The following is a 20362-nucleotide window of genomic DNA, read 5'->3' on the forward strand; positions in this document are numbered from 1 at the left end:
TTCTTTTATCTAAGAGGATGCCTAAATATAAGCATCCTCTTAAACAAAAAGCTAAAATTCTTTCAATATATCAGATGAATAAGCATTTCCTTTGGAACCGGATACGGTAACCGTATGTATTTTGTTGTACCCTGTGGCGCTATCCCACATATCAAGATTGGCCAACTGGATGCTGAATTGAGGGTTATCTGCTAATGTACCTTTAGGGTCCGGAAGATTTAAATACACATTATACTCACCGTGTGGCATATCGGAAGGAATTCCAAACTTAGTACTGACTTCCTGCTCTTCCTGCGGGTACCATAAACGGGGATCGGCATCTATAGCAACTTTATATCTTTTGCCGTTATCCGATTTGGAGATAAATATAACTTCTACATTACGGGAGTTGACAGGCGAAGCCCAACCTCTGTTTGTAAGTTTCAGGTTCATTTCAAACGCATCACCTGCTCCCACTTGATTTGTATATTGTCCTGAGATAAGAACCAGCCTGTAGCCCAATCGCTTTTTAATTTCAGTCATACAACCATCTACAATCCAGTTGTTTATTACGCTCTGATGATAGTCTATATTGATATAAGACCAATGGTACTTCTCAAACTCCTCCAACGCGTTGAAGCATTCCGAATAAGTAGAAGGTTGGCAGGTTTCACCTCCCATTGATAGGTAGCGGGTTTCATACTGCCAGAAACGTTTGTAGTCTCTGTTGGCTCCGTTGTATGTTCCCCGGTCGTCATTGTCGGCCAGGAAGCAATCGTTATGTCCACCCAGGCGCGACAATTTACTTCCGTTGAATGCCGTGGCCACTGTCACTGTGTCGGCAATAGAAAGTCCGTATGATTTAATCTTTGCTCCCGGGGTGCGGATGGCAACCATTCTTTCCTGGGGAAGTGCATCCAACAATGCTTCCAATACATTCTTACGGGGGAGATAATCTTCCTCTGTTTCGGGTTGGAATATATAATTATCGGTATAATACCATTCGCCCCAAGCTCCAACCAGACCTGCCTGAAGAACATAAATCACATCAACGTATTCGCGGAGAATGGGTTTTAGTTGTTCGATATGTTTCTTCGTCAACTCCCACGGAGCATCCAGCGCCGCACTATTCTGATTGTCCGAGTAGGCAAAGCGTAAAACGGCTTTGCAGCCTCCTGCCCTTAATGCTTCCATATTGGTTTTCACCACTTGCAGATAATCATCCGAGATCAACTTATCTACAAAGTCGGGCATATAATAAACCGTGTATATGAGGCTATACCCTTCGTTGTAGACATTTCTCACAGACTCTGCCGTAAGTGGGGCGGCTCTGCCCGATACAAATTCACGATAGGTATAGAACCCCCTTTCGGGATTCATGATCGCACTACCGTTTTCGATATAATACTTCTCAACGCTTTGTTCTTCCTGAGCATTATTGTCCGACTCATCGCTACACGAACATGCGAAAAACAACAGGAAAGAAAGAATTAAATAACCTATCTGTTTCATACTCATAGCATTATTATTAGGGTAGTTTCACTGTCAAAGGATTGTTTAGGGAACCGTCTTCCAGTTTGGAAGGAAGCAAACCCGATGCACTCCAATCGGAACCTACCAGTGCAACTCCCATTTTAACCGTTCTGCCCAACTCCGGAATATAAGAACGTATGATGCGTCCTTCTACTTCGACTATATCATTTTCTCCTTCTATGAATTCGGATATCTCTATAGTTTTCGCTGCGGGTGCATGGCGCTCTATCCAGCTCCAGTTTGTTCCACCATTTCCATTTTCGTCGTCATATTCGAAGACTGTAGGTGCAAGACCATCATCTTTGGCACCTTCGAGCAGGAATTCAGATCCGATGCCGCTCCAATACCATCCCAGGAACCCGGTATCTGCATCGTTGTTCTTGTCAATATAGAATTGAGCCACCATGAACTTCGTTTTATCGGCCTTCATATAGAAGAACACATAGTCGTCGTTTCCACAAAGTTTCAACTCTTTCAGTGCCACGAGGTCTGTTACATGCGCAGCGATAGTAGAAGTTGCCAGCATAGAAGCAGGAACCTCCAGCCAATCGTTGAACTTACCATCGAGCGTTATGTTCACATCTTCCGGATCGGTAGAGCTACCATCCGACAGGTCAATGGTGACTTTCTTCGAGCTTGTCTTTCCTCTTTCTCCCCTGATGGTGAGCTCAGCCGAATACTTCTTATTTCCTTTATAGAAATGGGTAGGGTTCTGTTCTGTCGAGGTTTCGCCATCTCCAAAGGTCCAGTAGTAGCTGTCAGCGTTTTCAGATTTATCTGTAAATACAACTTTCTTTTCGAAGGCTTCGTACGAGAAGTTAGCCACAGGTAGATACAGCGCTATTTGCACCGGATCATCATCCGAACAGGAAAATAATATGAATGACGTGATGGTCAATAAAATCAGCTTTGATAATGAATTGATATTTTTCATATTTCAATTGTTTTTTAAAAGATTGATATTAAGGATTCTGGGGTATTCCGCTGGTCGTGATCTCATCCAGGGGAATTAAATATTGCAACCTATTGTCTGTATGCTCTACTACTTCCCAGGTTTGTACTCCCGAAAATCTTCTGTCCAGTGAGCGTTTGTTGCGATAAATGTCAAAAGCACGATGCCCTTCGAAGGCTAGTTCAAGTCTCCGTTCATCCAGGACAATATCCAACACATCGGTATACCCCAGCATATTCGTTTTACTGAAAAGCTGATTGCCCGACAAACCGGCACGCATACGGATAGTATTCACATCTTCAAGCGCCTTATCGGTGTTGTTTGTTCTTGCATACGCCTCGGCTCTGTTCAGGATAACCTCGGCCCACCTGAGCATAACCGGCGAACTGAGCATCGGGTCGCCATCCTGATACGAGAACTTTGTTACAAAGTACTTGGGCCACCCGTAGCGATTCTCCATTTTCAAAGAAAGTCTTACCCGTAGCTTCTCTCCATTGAGATTAATATAACTCTGTTCATACCCATTGATTGTTTCTTTTTCTACGAATACCTTAGAAGTGCCTTCCATAAAAAAGTATTTATCTGCACCCGCATCGAACTCAACATCTCTCAGCTCGTTCTGATAAAAGTCATCATCACTGGGGATGGCCCAACGTACCATATATGCTGTTTCGGATATATTCTTTGGCTTAATGAATGAATTCCGTAAATCGTTTTTGTTCCTTTCAAGCAGGTCCAGCATCGGGTCGGATGCATAAATCTCTCCCCAGCCTTGCCCGTCAGTCAGATACATGGAACCGATGGAAGAAGAACCACGCGATTCCCTAGTCGTATGTGCTATAGCCCAAAGTGTTTCTACCGAGTTTAGTGCATTGGCGAAATACATCGGATAGCTGCTTGAGGGTTCCAGCTTTGAGTCAGGAGAGGCTCCTGCCAACATTTCATTCACAAGGGTAATCACCTTGTCGTCTTCTCCCATATACAGGTACACCCGGCTAAGCAGCCCCTGAGCAGCTTCTTTGGAGATGTATCCGGCGTTTCCGCGGCGTGTTCCCTGACTCATTAACCTGATGGCATTTTCGAGGTCGGACACGACCAGATCATACACTTCGCCCACTGTTGCGCGTTTGGTTTCTGTATTGCTCGAACTTTCCCTGAGCACGATACCCATATTGTCGCGACCAAGCGAATAGTGCTTGGACCACAGTGTAGAGAAGTGGAAGTGAACTATCGCACGGATAAAGTAGTTCTCACCCTTTAAGTAATCGGCTTCTGCACTGACGCCATCCTGAACGGACTCGATAACGGAGTTAGTTCCATTAATAATTTTGTATCCGCACCACCACAGATAACTGATATTGTAGAGGTTGGGTGCCCGTTTGTAGGTCAAGGCTTCATACAGGGGGTCGCTGGTGCGTCCGGCAAGGCACGCATTATCGCCTATAAACTCCGACATCTGTAAATAGTGCCGAACGTATGTATTGCCCGAGTATAGCTGACCCATATATTCCATTTGGTCTTTAAACATGGAATAGTTTCCCTCGGTAACATATTCTGCGCTCGCAGGGTCTTGTCCCACTTGTTCGTTGGTTAATTTATCGTTAGGCAAATAATCCATTTCGCATGAGACCATCAATAATGCTATCGCTATTGTGGGTATAATTCTTTTTCTCATAACTGTATTATTCTTTGTTTTTAAAAATTAATATCAACACCAAATATAAACTGGCGACTTGTTGGATAGCTTTCCGTATAAATGCCCGGCAGGCTCCATGTTCCCATTCGCATGTTCACTTCGGGATCTGTTCCCGAGAATTTGGTGAAGGTGAAGGGATTGTCTACCGAAACGAATAGCTTGCACGATTGCATTTTCAGCCTTTCAATCCAGTTCTTTTGCAGGTCGTAGGATAGTGTTATGTTCCTGATCCGTAAGAAACTTCCATCTTCAAGATAGCGCGATGAGGTTTTGTTAGAGTTCTTGTTGCCGTTCATCACCAGCTTGGGGTGTGTGGCAACATCTCCCGGTTTCTCCCAACGGTTCCAGTCCGATTTCAGGCTCATCATGTTGTATCCCAGGTATGCTCCATCCGAGTCATACTTCTCGCGGGTATAATTATACACGTCGTTTCCATACACATAGTTGGCCGTAACACGCAGGCCGATGCCTTTGTATTGGAGGGTGTTAACGAATCCGCCGGTGAACTTCGGGCTGGCTTTACCTACTACTTGCAGGTCGGCCTGGGCATAGTCGTTTGTACCTTCGGCTCCTGTTACGTTTCCGTTTTCATCTCTTATGAGCTTCTCCCAAACCGGGTCTCCGTTTACATAGTCAACTCCAATCCATTTGGGCATGTACCAACTGAAAATATCTTGTCCGTTCTTTACCTGATGAGCTACGGATGTACTTCCGTATTTCTGAAGGAAGCTTTCATTGTCGGGTAGTGACAGCACTTTGTTCCTGTTGAATCCGATATTGAATGAGGTGCTCCACAAGAAATCTTTTGTTTTGATGTTGTCCGAACTTATCTGTATTTCCACTCCCCGGTTGCGTACGCTTCCGGCGTTCTCTAATCTTTCGTAAAAGCCTGTACTTGTGGGTTTGGGCACATTGAGCAGCAAGTCTTTGTTCTCGATATTATATAGGTCGAGGTTTATATGCAATCTTTTCCACAGACTGATGTCTAGTCCAACGCCCGACATATGGGCCTCTTCCCAAGATAAGTTGGGATTCGCCAGACGGTCGGCCACAGCACCCACTTTGTCCTGATAGCTTGAGTTGAGGGTATATATGGCCATTGTCCTGAACATCTCGATATTGGAGTTTCCCGTTACCCCGTAGCTTGCCCTGAGTTTCAGGAAGGAGATAACGTTGTTGGTAGACTGCATGAACTTCTCGTTGCTTATCAGCCAGGATGCCGCAACAGAAGGGAAGTATCCCGTCCGGGTGTCTTTTCCGAACTTCGAATTGGTATCGGCTCTGAACGAGGCTGTAAGAAAATATCTGTCATTATAGCTATATTGAGCTTGGCCGAAGGCCGACCACGAAGCTTCTCTGTACTGATAGCCATCGACAGAGTAGGGAGTAGTTGCGCCCAGTCCGTCCATGCCTCCGGGCATACCTGTTCCGGCTGCTCCGGTGAAACTGCTGGTACCCCGTCCAAACTCAAGTCCCAACATGCCCGAAAGGGAATGGTTGCCAAAGCCGTGATTGGCTTTCAGTAAGTTGGTGGAGCCCCATGACGAGAACATGCCGATGTTGCTGAGTGAGTATCCGTTGGCAAATTCGGGATCTACCGTGCGGGGATCTACGTATCTTGAATACTTATAGTTGCTTCGCGATGCGCGGTTGGATGTGGAGAATGATAGCCAGCTTAGTATGTTCCAATTCAACTGTAGGTCGGCAACGAAGTCTTGCGACTTATTCCTTGCGTAGTTATACTGTTCGTTGTAAAGGAAATTGCGCTTGTCTTGCGTGTACCAGGGCTGATTGTTGTCGGGGCGAGTATCTCCGTTGATCTTTACCAGATTGCCAAGCTCGTCGTACGGGTTATCCCACGGCATGCTGCCATACGCTCCTTCGAGGTTGATGTAGCTTGAGGCTTCGCGACTGTGGTTCTCGGTATAATTGATGCGGATGTTCATCTCGACATTGTCAAATAGTTTGCTATTCAGGTTGAGACGCATGGAGACTTTGTCGAAGTTGGTATTCTTCAGTGTCCCGTCTTCTTTATAGTAGTCGGTACTGGCAAAATACCCTATTTTCCCGGTGCTTCCGGCCACGGAGAGGTAGTAATTCTGTATGGCTCCGGTTTGAAACGCGGCGTCGAGCCAGTCGAAGTTCCGGTCTCTTAGTTCTTCGGGGCGTTGGCTCAGCAAGGTCGATTCGGGGAAGAGCTGTGCATGCACATCGTATATCTCTGCTCCGTTCATCATGCTGAAGTTGCCTTGCAGTGCGTTCTTAAATCCAATGTTTGTTTTGAAGTTTATTTTAGTTGGTTGATTTTGTGACGCTTTTTTTGTTGTAACTACAATCACTCCTCCGGCGGCAGCCGAGCCATATAAGGCGGTTGCTCCGGCATCTTTCAGTACGGTGAGGGTTTCGATGTCGTTCGGATTAAATGATCCGCCCGGTATTCCATCTACCACAAACAGAGGATCGGGGGTGGCCGTGATTGAGCCGGTTCCTCTTATTTGTATCACAGCAGCCGAGCCAGGTTGTCCCGAGGAGTTGGATATCATTACTCCCGCGACTTTTCCCTGTAGCATGTTTCCTACGTCGGACGTTGTAATGTCGGTTACGGCCTCGCCGCTTAACGATACTACGGCACTCGAAAGTTCTGCTTTCTTCATGCTCGAGTATCCCATAACCACTACATCGTCCAGTACATTCGTTTCCGAGACAAGAGCTACGTTGATCCGTTCTCTTCCGCCTACGGCTACTTCCATGCCTTTGAAACTTACATAAGAATAAATTAAGGTTGCTTTCGCATCTGCATCGATAACATAGTTGCCGTCTATGTCCGAAACTGCAAAAACGCTTGTTCCCTTAACGTTTACGGTAGCCCCGATCAGGGGTTCTCTGTCTCCTTCCGAGGTGATCTGGCCTTTGACCTTGATCGTTTGGGCTAGAGACAAAAGAGGTAAACAAGTAAAAAATAAAACCAGTGTTAAATTTTTCATAGAACTGTGTTTTAATATTAGATTAATCAATTAACTGAATGCCAACCCGGGATTGACCTTACTGGTGGACAAAGATAATATCGGAAGTATAACCTGCCTTGCCTTATTATAACTTTTACTTGCTATATTGTACGGCAGCAAGGCACTACGCCTAAGTATACATACGTTTTTCAAAAATATGCAAAAAGTAGCACTCGTTTCGTTCGAACCCTTTATTCATTGGCTGTAGAAGGATGGTACTTACCTCTTTTCGTGCTAGCACTCTGTTAGCACTTGACCAGCACTCGCGCCCAATGCAATTGGATATACTTTTTGCTGATGATTTCTCTGGTTTTGATTACTTGTTTCACATTGTTCTCTCCACCTAGGTGGGGAGGCCTGTCCGACCTAGGTGGGGAAGAGTCGAACACCTAGGTGGGGAAACTGAAATGAAACCGGCAATTAAAATCTCCACAAACAGAACTTCAAACCCGGGCAAACTTCTATCCGATAATCAGATGCTAGCAAGTGCTATATGAGTGCTAGCACGAAAAGTGGTAAGTCTCATCCTTCTACAGCCGATGAATAAGGGCTTCGGTCGAAACGAGTGCTACTTTTTACCCGTTTTTTAATTTTCTATAGGGGCGACTAAATAAAGATCATTCCTTTTTATACTTATCCCCTGGGCTAAACGCAATAAAGGCTGTCTTTTCATTGAAAAGACAGCCTTTATTATTTCTGTTTTGATGTATTATTCGCCTGGGTGAATTGCTTCAGAAGGACAAACATCTGCGCAAGTTCCGCAGTCTGTACATACATCAGCGTTGATTGAATAGATATCGCCTTCAGAGATTGCTTCTACCGGACATTCGTCGATACAAGAACCACAAGCGATACAATCATCTGTAATTACGTAAGCCATTTTCTTAAGTTTTAATCGTTAGTATTACTCTTTGTAACGCAAATGTAAGGGTTTTGTTGAGATTTCATGTGCTTATTCGGCTAAAATAACTTAATTTGTAACCCTTCTAAATAAGGGATTCGTAGCTTTTTAATTCAGTTTCAATCTTTTAAACTATTTCTATAACGGCTTTTTTGCTAATTTTGCAAAGAGAAAGAAATTTATAATAGAAGTTCCTCCCCCTGCCCCCCTCCAAAGGGGGATACGATGCCGCACAGAATCAACGGTCAGCGTAAGCTAAAATTAGGGTACAGCACCTCGATGCCGCAGGGTATCCCCCTTCGGAGGGGGCAGGGGGAGGAGTTTTAAGAAAGAGATTCTATAATATTATGCCTTTAAATTTACCCGATAAGCTTCCGGCGATAGAACTTCTGAAAGAAGAAAATATCTTTGTGATCGACAATTCGCGTGCTACACAGCAGGACATCCGTCCGTTGAAGATTGTGATCCTGAACCTGATGCCGTTGAAGATTACAACAGAAACAGACCTGATCCGTTTGTTGTCCAACACCCCGTTGCAGTTGGAGATCTCGTTTATGAAGATCAAGAGTCATACATCCAAGAACACGCCCGTTGAACATATGCAGGCATTCTATACGGATTTTGAGGATATGCGCAACGAGAAGTATGACGGTATGATTATTACCGGGGCGCCTGTGGAGCAGATGGAGTATGAAGAGGTGACTTACTGGAGTGAGATGATGGAAATCTTCGACTGGTCGCGTACCCATGTCACATCAACGCTTTATATCTGTTGGGCTGCCTTTGCCGGACTATACCATCATTACGGCATACCGAAATATCCGTTGGATAAAAAGAAGTTCGGTGTATTCGAGCATATGGTTTTAGATCCTCTTGCCCAGATCTTTCGTGGGTTCGACGATATATTCTATGTTCCGCACAGCCGCCACACAGAGATACGGAAGGAAGATATCCTGAAACGTCCTGAGCTTACCTTGCTTTCTGAATCGGAAGAGGCGGGTGTTTATCTGGCTATGGCGCGTAATGGGCGCGAGTTCTTTGTGACGGGGCATTCCGAGTATTCACCGTTAACATTGGACACCGAGTATCGCCGTGATGTTGATAAAGGATTGCCAATCGAAGTCCCCAAGAACTATTACAAAGATAATGATCCGGATAAAGGTCCGTTGGTGCGTTGGCGTGGACATGCCAACCTGCTGTTCTCCAACTGGCTGAACTATTACGTTTATCAGGAAACCCCATACAACATCGAAGATATTAAATGATAAGACAGCGCAAGATAGAACTGTTGGCGCCTGCTAAGAACTTGGAATGTGCCATTGCAGCAGTAGATCATGGTGCTGATGCCGTATATATCGGTGCGCCGAAGTTTGGTGCGCGGGCGGCGGCAATAAACTCTTTGGAGGACATTGCAGAGCTGGTAAACTATGCACATCTATATAATGTACGCATCTATGTAACCGTCAACACCATTCTGAAGGAAGAAGAACTGGAAGAAACAGAAAAGCTGATCTGGGAGCTGTATCGCGTGGGAGTTGATGCGCTAATCATACAAGATATGGGAATTCTGGAGCTGAATCTTCCGCCCATCCCCCTGCATGCCAGCACCCAGATGGATAACCGTACCCCGGAGCGGGTTAAGTTTCTGGCCGATGCCGGTTTGCGGCAAGTTGTATTGGCGCGTGAACTCTCTCTGCCCGAAATCCGTAGGATACATGAAGCCACTCCGGTTCCCTTAGAGGTATTTGTTCATGGTGCGTTGTGTGTGAGCTACAGTGGACAATGCTATATCAGCCAGGCTTGCTTCGGACGGAGTGCAAACCGGGGTGAATGTGCGCAGTTTTGTCGTTTAGCTTTCACCATGTTGGATGCCGATGGAAAGATCATCGCTAATAATAAACACTTACTTTCCCTTAAAGACCTCAATCAAAGCGAGGAGTTGGAGCATCTTCTTGATGCAGGTGTATCCTCCTTTAAAATAGAGGGTCGGCTGAAAGATGTGACCTATGTAAAGAACGTAACTGCGGCTTACCGGCAGAAGTTGGATGCGATCTTTGCCCGCCGTTCCGAATATACCCGTGCCTCATCTGGTACGTGCCATTATGAGTTTACTCCCCAACTGGATAAAAGTTTCAGCCGTGGATTCACGAACTATTTCCTGAAAGGGCGCGCCGAAGATATCCACTCGTTTGATACCCCGAAATCATTGGGAGAAGAAATGGGGCGCATGAAAGAAATACGTGGCAATTACCTGACGGTTGCCGGCGTCAAGTCATTCAATAATGGCGATGGCGTTTGTTTTATTGATGAACAGGGACGTTTGCAAGGATTCCGCATCAATAGGGTAGATGGCAATAAGCTATATCCACAGGAGATGCCACGCATCAAACCCCGTACAGTTCTGTACCGTAACTTCGACCAGGAGTTCGAACGCATCCTTTCGCGGAAATCCGCCGACCGGGAGATCGAAGTATCCATGCTGCTTTCGGAGAATAGCTTTGGATTCTTCCTGACGTTGACAGATGAAGATGATAATAGTGTTACGCTGGCTCTGAACCGTGAGAAAGAACAGGCGCGTACTCCGCAGATTGACAATATAAAGAATCAGCTCGGCAAACTGGGCAATACTCCTTTTGAAGCCAAGCGGATTGATGTGGAATTCGCTGATAGCTGGTTCTTACCGGCATCTGTTTTAGCCGATTTCCGCCGGCAGGCCATAGAGAAATTGATCACGGCAAGGAAAATAACCTATCGCCGGGAGTTGGCAGTACTTCGGCCTACTGCACATCCTTATCCTCAAACGGAGTTGACTTACTTAGGTAATGTATACAACGCCCGGGCGGCGTCTTTTTATCATCGTCACGGGGTGAATTCGGTTGCACCTGCATACGAAAAAGAGAAAGCTCCGGATGCGGCACTTATGTTTTGTAAGCACTGCCTGAAATACAGTATGGGATGGTGTAATGTGCATCAGAAAGGGCATTCGCCTTATAACGAGCCTTTCTACTTGCAGGCTACAGATGGAAAACGTTTCCGTCTTTCGTTCGATTGCAAGAACTGTCAAATGAAGGTCTATGCCGTATGAAACATCTGGCCTCACTGCTGTTGCTCCTTATCGGATTGATGTCATGTCATTATCCCCGTCCCGAAGCGGGAGAGGAGGCTTATACTGTTGTTCGGAAGAATGCAAACCTGGAATTGTATGCCGACTCGGCTGTATTGGAGTTGCTGCCGATAAAGGATACGTATATTTCTTTATATAAAGGGGCGCAGGTGGTGGTGGCCGAGTTTGCTATTCATGCCGAAGATAGCGTAGACTCGGTATGGGTTAAGGTTGCACATAGTCAGAAGGCACAAGGGTGGCTGCGGCAAAGTGAGCTGACTTCTTCTTTTGTACCAATAGATGGCATATCGCAGGCTATTTATTTGTTTAGTAATACGCATGTATCTTACTTCATTGTTATTGTAGCTCTTTTTATTGCTGCGTATTTGTTTCGTGCTTTCCGCAAGAAGCAAATCCGGATGGTTTATTTTAATGATATCGATAGCGTTTACCCTTTGTTGCTTTGCCTGCTGATGGCTATTAGCGCTACGCTTTACGAGTCGATACAGCTCTTTGCACCCGAAACCTGGCAACAGTATTTTTATAATCCTACACTTTCGCCGTTTAAGGTTCCCCCGGTTCTTTCGGCTTTTCTAATTAGCCTTTGGCTGATTGTATTGGTTATGCTGGCTGCTTTTGATGATGTATTCGGTCAGCTAACATCATCGGAGGCCTTTTTCTATGTGTTGGGACTGTTGTCTGCTTGCATCTTCTGCTATTTCTTCTTTATTCAGACTACCCGTTACTATGTTGGGTATCCCTTTCTTGGAGTGGCCATTGTTTTGTTTATACTGAAAGCCCGGAGAATCAATGTCTACGTATATCGCTGTGGAAATTGTAAAGGGAAGCTGAAAAGTAAAGGAACGTGTCCGCACTGCGGTGCGGAGAACAAATAGTTGTAGGAGAAGCGGCTCCGGGATAGGAGATACTATCAATAACAAAGTATGATAATGCTATTTACAAGCTGTTGTAACGTCGTTTACAAGCAGTCGTAACGCTGTTTACAAGCAGTTGTAATGCGCTTTACAAGTAGTCGTAAAGGCTTTTACAACATGGTGTGAATGGTGTGTAAATGTAACGTCTTGATAAATAGCTTGATATCCCTGTTTTACTTGTCTGTAAAAAAGCAATTTCCTCCCCTTATTCTTATATTAATTAAGAGATCTCAAAATAGAATAACCCTGCCATTCAGAACGTAGTGAAGGATCTGTAACATGACCATAGAATGGTTTTGGAACAGATCCATAGACAAAATATGCCCGCTAGAAGTTGCAGCGCAGGTCAATACCTATTTGTATGGGACGTCCTTTCTGCATGAATCCGTTGCCCATACTTTCGAAGTAGAACGTAGCATACTTCTTATTTAATGTGTTACGGCTCCAAAGAGCGATCTGACCATTCCCTTTGTTGAAAGCCACACGCGCATTCAATGTCCCATAGAATGGTTGACTGGCATTGTTTTGCTCTGTCCAGTAAATGCGGGCTGCACCATTGTAGTTGGCATCGATCTGGATTTGATCGAGCCAGCAGCGCGAAGCCATGTTGAAAAGGTATTGTGCCCCGAGGTTGAAGGTATGCATTGGAGTAAACGGTACGTAGTTATCTTTGTAGTTCACCGCAACATTATTATTGTCGATGGTTTCATAATCCTTGAACGTAGCATGGGTATAACCGTAAGATGCATTGAGGGTGAGCGCTTTGGTGAGGCTTGCTCTTAATGCGGCTTCTGCACCATAGCTACGACTTTTCCCGGCATTGACGGTGATGCGGCCTGCACCTGATTCCACGAAATGCGAAACTTGTTGATCCCGGGTGTCCATATAGAAAAGGGAAAGGTCGGCTAGAAGTCTGCCATCGAATAGGGTGAGGTGGGAACCTACTTCGTAATTCCAGGTGTATTCGGGTTTGTACATGGATTCTCCTTTGACGTCAATTACTTGAATCTGCTTTTCGACTAACTCCGTGATTGTAGGTAGCATATTGGCCGGAATTTCCTCTCTAGCCAATAATGAATTGATCATTGAGTTTTGAAGCTCTGCACGTACAAGGTCGGAGAACATTTGTACATTATATCCTCCCGAACGGTATCCACGCGAAACTGTAGCATATACGCTATTATTCTTTTTCCATTCATATTGAAGCGCAAACTTAGGAAGAAGCTGGACATAATCATGATCCAGTTTGCCCGTAAGACTTGCCGGAGATGAAATGTTAGGAATAGCTATACCTGGGATCGGTCTTCCCGGAAAAGCTATATTGAAATCATAATCTATACTGCTATTGCAATCGTATTTTATACTGTTCTTTTCATAATCCAGACGTAGTCCGACGGTGAATGATAAACCCTTTGTCAGAATATTGTTGAATGTAGATTGGTGGTATATAGCGCCGTTTAACGTGGGTGTATCCATCCTATCATTAACAAGAAGCGGGTTGTTATTTACAGCCATACCCATCTGCGGAAATGGTATACCGGCAAAGATATTATTTACATTATTCTCAATCATTTGCTCTATTCCATCTCTTTTAAATGTAACCGGTGCATCAGTTTTCAGCCATTGATAAAACCCGAAGGCTCCTGTGGCCCATTGCCAGTTTCTGCCGGGCTTAGATTTGAATACAATCTCCTCTGAGATCGTATTGAGCTTCTGTTTTTGTTCAATATTAAATAAGTCCAGTTCGGTGAAGTCCTGGTCCAGGAACATGCGGTCTTTCATATGCTGATATCCGGTTACGGCACTTAGAATGAAGCTGTTTGCCTGGTATTCAATGTTCAAACCCGTATTCAACAGGTTGCGACGGTAGTTACTGTTGTCCTTGATAGATATCTTGCCGATATATTCAGAACGTTCTTCTTTCGCAGGGTCAACCGTTCCTGTATAAAAGTACGGATATCCGCCTTGGTCACTATATTCGTAGTTTACTGTGAGGTCGATTTTCAGATTCTCAGTAGGGAAGTAGATGGCCCGCATACGTCCGCCTGCTTCATTCACATCGTCTATCTTCTTATTGTTGAAGCTGTTCTTGAAGAATCCACCCGAATAGCCATAGAACCCTCCGGCAGAAAAAGCAAACTTATCGGAAATACGATGGTAGCGAGTCAGTGATGCAGAATACTGATTGTGTGTTCCGGCACTCAACCTTACGTCCGTACCCTGATAACTGAATGGCGATTTGGTGTGTACACGTATTAATCCTGCCATTGTGTTACGTCCGTAAAGCGTTCCTTGCGGTCCACGGAGTACTTCAATACGCTCAATATCTGCATAATTGAAATCGAAAGCAGATTTGTCTATGTAGGGAACATTGTCTACATACAAACCTACCGATGGGGTATTGATACGCGAACCGATTCCACGAATATAGATAGCGGAGGTTAATTTGGAACCATAGTCTGGAATAAATATGTTGGGAACCAAACCGGTCAGGCTTTTGATGGAAGTTACCTGATTGGCTTGCATGTCCTGTTGCGACAACAACGTAACGGCTGTGGGCTGCTCGCGCAGTTTGCGGTTCTCTTTAGGACTGGCAATCACAACAATTTCTTCCACATCGACCACTCGTAGTGTGTCTTTAAGGAGTTCATCTGCTTGTACGTTGCTGGTTAGCAATAATAATGATAAGGCGATTAGGATGCTGTTCTTTTTCATTTGCTTTTGATTATTTAATCGCTGCAAAGTAACGGTAAATGAGGAAAATATGCAATCCTAATTTATGAGGATATGGTAGAATTATATTCTGTCGGCTTCTACATATCCGTTCATTACAGCATACATTGTGAGTCCTGATACGGATTTGATTCCTAGTTTCTCTGTAATATTCTTGCGATGAGTGATAACAGTTGTCAGGCTGATATTGAGTTTATCTGCGATTTCTTTGTTGATATATCCTTTGCTTACGAGTACGAGTACTTCAATTTCGCGGGTAGAGAGGTCTCGGCCTTCTTCCGGAGTAGGAAGAGGTGAGTTGCCGGATAGGAATTTAATCAGTTCTGCTTTTAGCTTTTTCTCAGGCAGAAAGATATTGAGAATATGATTGCTTGCCGGTAGTGCAGTACCACCGACGCCGTGCATCAAGATAACCGTCTTCTCTTTGCGAGGCAGAAAGAAAGCATTATACAGAACATAGGTTTGTGAAGAAACAAAGTACCAGGTATACATATCGGGTGTATCATCGGCAAATGTTCCGAAGTCGGGAAATGTACGGACTGTATTGTTGGGGCCAAGTTCTTTAAGAAGCTCTCTTATTCCTACGGCAGATAGGGTGTCGGGAGTGATTATTGCAATTTCCATAGATATATTTATACGTTTGATTCCATATAAGCGGCCACTGCTTCGGCACACCGTTCGCCATCCATACCAGCCGAGACAATACCTCCTGCATAACCGGCACCCTCTCCGCAGGGAAATAATCCTTTGATAGTGATATGTTGCAACGTCTCCCGGTCGCGTATAATCCGTATCGGGGCCGAAGTGCGGGTTTCCACACCGATCATAACAGCTTCATTCGTAAGAAAACCGTGACTTGTTTTGCCAAACTGCTGGAGTCCGGCAGATAAACGTTTCGTAATAAACTCCGGCATCCAAAAGTGTAGCGGAGAAGATATTAGTCCTGGGCTGTACGAACTGTCCGGTAGGTCGAAACTCAATTTCTTACGTGTAAAGTCGGCCATACGTTGCGCCGGGGCAATCTGCTTCATACCTCCTTGTTGCCAGCAAGATCGTTCAAGTTCTTCCTGGAATTCCAGAACGGAAAGAACTGAAGGATTGTCACTAATATCTTCGGGATGTATCTCCACAACCATGCCGGAGTTGCTCCAACGTGATCCCCGGTTGGATGGAGACATGCCATTGACCACAACCTGTTCGGGCCCACTGGCAGCAGGAACAATAAATCCACCGGGGCACATGCAGAAACTATACACCCCTCTGCCTTCCACCTGAGTGACGAAACTATACTCGGCAGCAGGAAGATACTTACCTCTACCATTCTTATTATGATATTGTATCTGATCAATGATTTCCGCCGGATGCTCCAGGCGAACTCCTATGGCAATGCCTTTGGCTTCTACCTCTACCTGGCTGCTGACTAACCAGCGATAAACATCACGTGCGGAATGTCCGGTAGCAAGAATAACCGGGCCAAAGAAAGTCTTTCCGGTATTCGTTTCAATCCCTTTAACTTCTTTATCTTCGATGATAAGTGCATCCATACGTGTCTCGAAGTGCACCTCTCCACCACATTCTATAATGGTATTACGTATGTTTTCTATCACCCGCGGAAGCTTGTCTGTTCCGATATGCGGATGGGCATCAACCAATATACTTGGTGAAGCGCCATGCTGACAAAACACGTTTAGTATTTTATCGACATTTCCTCTTTTCTTGCTACGGGTGTAGAGTTTTCCATCGGAATAAGCGCCTGCTCCTCCTTCTCCAAAACTATAGTTCGATTCAGGGTTAACCGTATGTTCCCTACTGATAAGTGCAAGGTCTTTCCTGCGGTCACGAACATTCCTGCCACGTTCAACAACTATAGGGCGAAGCCCTAACTCAATGAGCCGTAGCGCAGCAAAAAGTCCCCCAGGTCCAGCACCAACCACAATAACTTGCGGCTTATTCTCAACACTTTTATATACCGTATATTGATACTCATCTTTCTCAGGCATCTCGTTCTGATATACCCGAACCTTCAGATTAATATATATGGTACGCTGACGCGCATCAATACTACGCTTTAAAATGCGTATAGCTGTTATCTCATTAAGACCAATACCCTTCTCACGAGAAATGTACTGTTTGATAGATTGCTCATTGGCTGCCTGCTCGGGCAGAATACGTAATTGGAGTTCTTGTATCATAGCTTATGGTGAATCATCCGAACATAGCCCGGAATGCTTCTTCTACTTTCCTCACCGGTATCAGTTCTATTTTTAGTTTCTTTGTATCTATCCCTTGCAGATTATATTTGGGCATGATAAACTGTTTAAACCCAAGCTTTTCAGCTTCGCCTATGCGTTGCTCAATACGGTTGACCGGGCGAATCTCTCCGGATAATCCGATTTCACCTGCCATACAAACTCCCGGTTCAATCGCTACATCCATATTAGATGAGAGTATAGCACTGATCACAGCCAGGTCTATTGCCGGGTCATTTACCCTTAATCCTCCGGCGATGTTCAGGAACACATCCTTCTGTGCCAGTTTGAATCCCACCCTTTTTTCAAGAACAGCTAATAGCATATTCATCCGGCGAATATCAAAACCTGTTGATGAACGTTGTGGATTACCATACACGGCTGAACTTACCAAAGCCTGCGTTTCTATCAAGAATGGACGTACACCTTCTATTGCCGATGCAATAGCAACACCACTCATACCTTCATGATCTTGCGAAAGTAGTAATTCCGATGGATTACTCACCTGTCGTAAACCATCTTGCCGCATTTCGTATATACCTAATTCTGCCGTACTCCCAAAACGATTCTTGATGCTACGCAGAATACGATACATATAATGCTGATCGCCTTCGAATTGAAGTACCGTATCTACAATATGCTCCAGCACTTTAGGACCTGCTATGCTTCCCTCCTTATTTATATGCCCGATAAGCAATACCGGGGTGTGAGTCTCTTTGGCAAATCGCAGAATAGATGCCGAGCACTCTCGCACCTGCGATATACTGCCCGGCGAAGATTCAATGCTTTCTGTCGATATGGTCTGTATCGAATCTATAATAACTAAATCCGGCTGTGTATTCTTAATATGCACATAAATCTGTTCCAATGACGTTTCGCAAACAATAAGGCAATCGCTTGATTCTTTACTCAGCCGGTCGGCGCGTAGTTTGAGCTGGCGGGCACTTTCTTCGCCGGAAACATAAAGAATCCGTTTGTCCGGCATATGTAATATCGTCTGTAGTACTAATGTTGACTTACCTATTCCGGGTTCACCGCCAATCAAGACTAAAGATCCTGGTACCAACCCTCCTCCCAATACACGGTTTAACTCTTCGTCATGCATATCAATGCGAGGCTCATCTCCCGCTTCAATATCGCTGAGCACAAGAGGTCTGGCTTTGGGAGTCTCAATTCCTGATACCGGCCGTTTATTGGATGCTTCTTTCCGTATGATCTCTTCTACATAGGTATTCCATTCGCCACACGATGCACATTTACCCACCCATTTAGGAGAGTCCTGTCCACAGTTACTGCATACATATACGGTTTTCTCTTTAGCCATTTTGATCTTCTATTGTTTAAGATACAAAGATACATGAAAAAGTAACGACTTATAAGTGCATCGAATAAAAATAGTATCTTTGTGTTTAACTCATCAACAGTCCCCTTTTCCGTATTAAAACATATAAAAACCGACATTTTGACCTGTTTTGGGTTATTTATACAGTGAAATAGAATAATTTTTTCTCTTTTTTCGTTTTTGCATTATATTTCGCTTATATTTGTCGTGCTCTACTTATTCTTGCAATTAGATGAATGTTCAGTCTTTTTGGTAACATGATGATTTTGTTATGTCATGCAAAAGAAAGAGTGGATGTTATTCTAAAAAGAATGCAACTACAAATGTTGGTGTTCTGATTATCGTTGTATCTGGTTTTAGATCCAGGTACGGAAATATGATTGTCAGGAGCGTCTGCCAGGACGTGATAATATCGACAGATATCTCAAATGAAAGTATAGTGGTAATTGTTGCCGTCCGGCTATTGTGTCACGGGAGTGAACTGTATCCGGGTGTGAAGCTTAGTGAACTGTGTTTAAATAGTTCATTTAGGCAGTGGAGCAATTTGCGCGATACTTTAATGTGTCATGCAGTTTTTACGGTTTAAACAATATTTGCAGTAGATCGGTAAAACTGTATGATGATTAACTATATTGTAAAACAGTACGAACGAGAAATGAAAAAAGTATTTTTAACTCAATTTATGGAGAGATTGATTGAGGGACTTGTTCGCGAACAACGTGATGGCACAGCCCACGTTTATCGGAGCACCCTCAATAGGCTCAGCAGTTTTATGGAAGGAAGGGATATAACTTTCCACCAGATGACTCCTGAGTGGTTGATGAGATTTGAGAAAAGACTTCTTGCTGATCAGTTGACGTGGAACACCATTTCAACTTACATGCGAACGCTACGGTCTGTCTACAATCAGGCAATAGATTACGATGTGGCCCCATATGTACCTCGTCTATTTAATAAGGTATATACGGGCGTTGACAGCAAGGTGAAACGTGCCGTTAAGCCTGAAACCATGCGTAAGCTAATGATGGAAGACACCTCATTAGATTCTAAACAGGCTTTCAGTCGTGACATGTTTGTGTTGCTATTCCTTTTCAGGGGTATGTCGTTTGTCGATCTGGCTTATTTGCGGCGGTGTGATTTACAGGGGAATGTAATAACGTACCGCCGTCATAAGACTGGTCGTAGACTCACGGTTGCTGTAAGTAAAGAGGCAATGGAAATCATCCGGCGTAATGAAAATGCAGACCCGGAGTCCCCTTTTCTTTTTCCGATAATTAAACAGCCGGGTAGGGGAGAGTACAAGCAGTATGCAAATATGTTGCGTTCTCTTAATTACCGGTTATCGCAGGTAGCACGCACTCTGAAGCTTAAGGAGCGTATTAGTACGTATGTGGCCCGACATACATGGGCGACTACGGCAGTTAGACAAAATTTCAATCCCAGTCTGATTTGTGATGCGATGGGACATTCATCCGTGAAGGTTACAGAAACCTATTTTAAGTCTTCTAGAGAGGAGGATATAAATAGGATGAATCGTAAGATTGTATCGTTTATTCGGTCTGCGGAAGAGTAAGGTTAAAGAAGTATTCGGTGATGCTAATTCATTGAAAATGAGTGGAAAAACACGTAGTTACTTTGTAAGTAACAGAAGTGATTATTTTGTCGCAAATATAAATATATTTTTTAATGTGCACAATATAAAATCACTTTTTTTACGCTAACGCCCCCAAAAACGCTGTTAGTACCACTAAAACCTAGCGAAAAGATATAAAAAAATCCACATCCCCATGTCTCTTATGAGATGTGGGGAAAACTTCTATTGTCCCAACCGGGCGGTCAGGAACATCCTTTTTTCTTATAAAATGTGCGGAAAGACGCTTCCTTCCCCTCTGATTGACCTTTTCCGTTACTTACAAAGTAACGGGGGAGATACA

At 44.3% G+C, this 20362-nt stretch carries 13 protein-coding genes; 4 read left to right on the forward strand and 9 right to left on the reverse strand.

Annotated elements, in window-relative coordinates; all coding sequences use genetic code 11:
- Nucleotides 1-51 precede the first annotated feature (51 nt).
- The 5 genes from D0T87_RS19070 to D0T87_RS19090 form a co-directional block, all read right to left on the reverse strand.
- Complete coding sequence (locus D0T87_RS19070) at nt 52-1491, reverse strand: DUF4832 domain-containing protein (protein ID WP_163177033.1); 1440 nt, start codon at nt 1489-1491, stop codon at nt 52-54.
- Nucleotides 1492-1507: 16 nt separating this feature from the next.
- Complete coding sequence (locus D0T87_RS19075) at nt 1508-2446, reverse strand: PKD domain-containing protein (protein WP_163177035.1); 939 nt, start codon at nt 2444-2446, stop codon at nt 1508-1510.
- Nucleotides 2447-2474: 28 nt separating this feature from the next.
- Nucleotides 2475-4139: a RagB/SusD family nutrient uptake outer membrane protein gene (locus D0T87_RS19080; RefSeq protein ID WP_163177037.1), complete on the reverse strand. Its 1665-nt coding sequence runs from the start codon at nt 4137-4139 to the stop codon at nt 2475-2477.
- Between the two features lie 20 nt (nt 4140-4159).
- Complete coding sequence (locus D0T87_RS19085) at nt 4160-7144, reverse strand: TonB-dependent receptor (RefSeq protein WP_163177039.1); 2985 nt, start codon at nt 7142-7144, stop codon at nt 4160-4162.
- 730 nt (nt 7145-7874) lie between these two features.
- Entirely contained in the window at nt 7875-8045 is a 171-nt protein-coding gene (locus D0T87_RS19090; protein WP_163177041.1) for a DUF362 domain-containing protein, read from the reverse strand.
- Nucleotides 8046-8413: 368 nt separating this feature from the next.
- On the opposite strand from D0T87_RS19090, the gene metA reads away from it, so the two are divergent.
- Genes metA through D0T87_RS19105 form a run of 3 tightly spaced genes read left to right on the forward strand, consistent with a single transcriptional unit; the run spans nt 8414 to nt 12065 of the window.
- Nucleotides 8414-9331 (forward strand): homoserine O-succinyltransferase, encoded by a 918-nt coding sequence (gene metA / locus D0T87_RS19095; protein WP_163177043.1) that lies wholly within the window; start codon nt 8414-8416, stop codon nt 9329-9331.
- Complete coding sequence (locus tag D0T87_RS19100; protein ID WP_163177045.1) at nt 9328-11151, forward strand: U32 family peptidase; 1824 nt, start codon at nt 9328-9330, stop codon at nt 11149-11151. The genes metA and D0T87_RS19100 overlap by 4 nt, the downstream gene beginning before the upstream one ends.
- Entirely contained in the window at nt 11148-12065 is a 918-nt protein-coding gene (locus D0T87_RS19105) for a hypothetical protein (RefSeq protein ID WP_163177047.1), read from the forward strand. The genes D0T87_RS19100 and D0T87_RS19105 overlap by 4 nt, the downstream gene beginning before the upstream one ends.
- A 366-nt stretch (nt 12066-12431) precedes the next feature.
- Here the strand turns inward: D0T87_RS19105 and D0T87_RS19110 are convergent, their stop codons facing one another.
- The 4 genes from D0T87_RS19110 to radA all read right to left on the reverse strand — a co-directional run bounded on the left by D0T87_RS19110 (nt 12432) and on the right by radA (nt 18410).
- A complete protein-coding gene (locus tag D0T87_RS19110; protein WP_163177049.1) occupies nt 12432-14819 on the reverse strand; it encodes a TonB-dependent receptor in 2388 nt (795 codons plus the stop codon).
- Nucleotides 14820-14900: 81 nt separating this feature from the next.
- Nucleotides 14901-15473 carry a LuxR C-terminal-related transcriptional regulator gene (locus D0T87_RS19115; RefSeq protein WP_163177118.1) on the reverse strand — a complete coding sequence of 191 codons (573 nt, stop codon included), beginning with the start codon at nt 15471-15473 and terminating at the stop codon, nt 14901-14903.
- Nucleotides 15470-17029 carry an NAD(P)/FAD-dependent oxidoreductase gene (locus tag D0T87_RS19120; RefSeq protein WP_163177051.1) on the reverse strand — a complete coding sequence of 520 codons (1560 nt, stop codon included), beginning with the start codon at nt 17027-17029 and terminating at the stop codon, nt 15470-15472. The genes D0T87_RS19115 and D0T87_RS19120 overlap by 4 nt, the downstream gene beginning before the upstream one ends.
- Before the next feature lie 13 nt (nt 17030-17042).
- On the reverse strand, nt 17043-18410 hold the full coding sequence (radA, locus tag D0T87_RS19125) for a DNA repair protein RadA (RefSeq protein WP_163177053.1): 1368 nt from the start codon (nt 18408-18410) through the stop codon (nt 17043-17045).
- Nucleotides 18411-19083: 673 nt separating this feature from the next.
- On the opposite strand from radA, the gene D0T87_RS19130 reads away from it, so the two are divergent.
- Nucleotides 19084-20001: a site-specific integrase gene (locus tag D0T87_RS19130; protein WP_163177120.1), complete on the forward strand. Its 918-nt coding sequence runs from the start codon at nt 19084-19086 to the stop codon at nt 19999-20001.
- Nucleotides 20002-20362 lie beyond the last annotated feature (361 nt).

The sequence above is a fragment of the Bacteroides sp. 51 genome (assembly GCF_010500965.1).
Taxonomy (GTDB): domain Bacteria; phylum Bacteroidota; class Bacteroidia; order Bacteroidales; family Bacteroidaceae; genus Bacteroides.

Coding starts and splice junctions, on each gene's coding strand:
- D0T87_RS19070 (WP_163177033.1), bottom strand. CDS start 1,491: ATGAAACAGATAGGTTATTTAATTCTTTCTTTCCTGTTGTTTTTCGCA.
- D0T87_RS19075 (WP_163177035.1), bottom strand. CDS start 2,446: ATGAAAAATATCAATTCATTATCAAAGCTGATTTTATTGACCATCACG.
- D0T87_RS19080 (WP_163177037.1), bottom strand. CDS start 4,139: ATGAGAAAAAGAATTATACCCACAATAGCGATAGCATTATTGATGGTC.
- D0T87_RS19085 (WP_163177039.1), bottom strand. CDS start 7,144: ATGAAAAATTTAACACTGGTTTTATTTTTTACTTGTTTACCTCTTTTG.
- D0T87_RS19090 (WP_163177041.1), bottom strand. CDS start 8,045: ATGGCTTACGTAATTACAGATGATTGTATCGCTTGTGGTTCTTGTATC.
- metA (WP_163177043.1), top strand. CDS start 8,414: ATGCCTTTAAATTTACCCGATAAGCTTCCGGCGATAGAACTTCTGAAA.
- D0T87_RS19100 (WP_163177045.1), top strand. CDS start 9,328: ATGATAAGACAGCGCAAGATAGAACTGTTGGCGCCTGCTAAGAACTTG.
- D0T87_RS19105 (WP_163177047.1), top strand. CDS start 11,148: ATGAAACATCTGGCCTCACTGCTGTTGCTCCTTATCGGATTGATGTCA.
- D0T87_RS19110 (WP_163177049.1), bottom strand. CDS start 14,819: ATGAAAAAGAACAGCATCCTAATCGCCTTATCATTATTATTGCTAACC.
- D0T87_RS19120 (WP_163177051.1), bottom strand. CDS start 17,029: ATGATACAAGAACTCCAATTACGTATTCTGCCCGAGCAGGCAGCCAAT.
- radA (WP_163177053.1), bottom strand. CDS start 18,410: ATGGCTAAAGAGAAAACCGTATATGTATGCAGTAACTGTGGACAGGAC.
- D0T87_RS19130 (WP_163177120.1), top strand. CDS start 19,084: ATGAAAAAAGTATTTTTAACTCAATTTATGGAGAGATTGATTGAGGGA.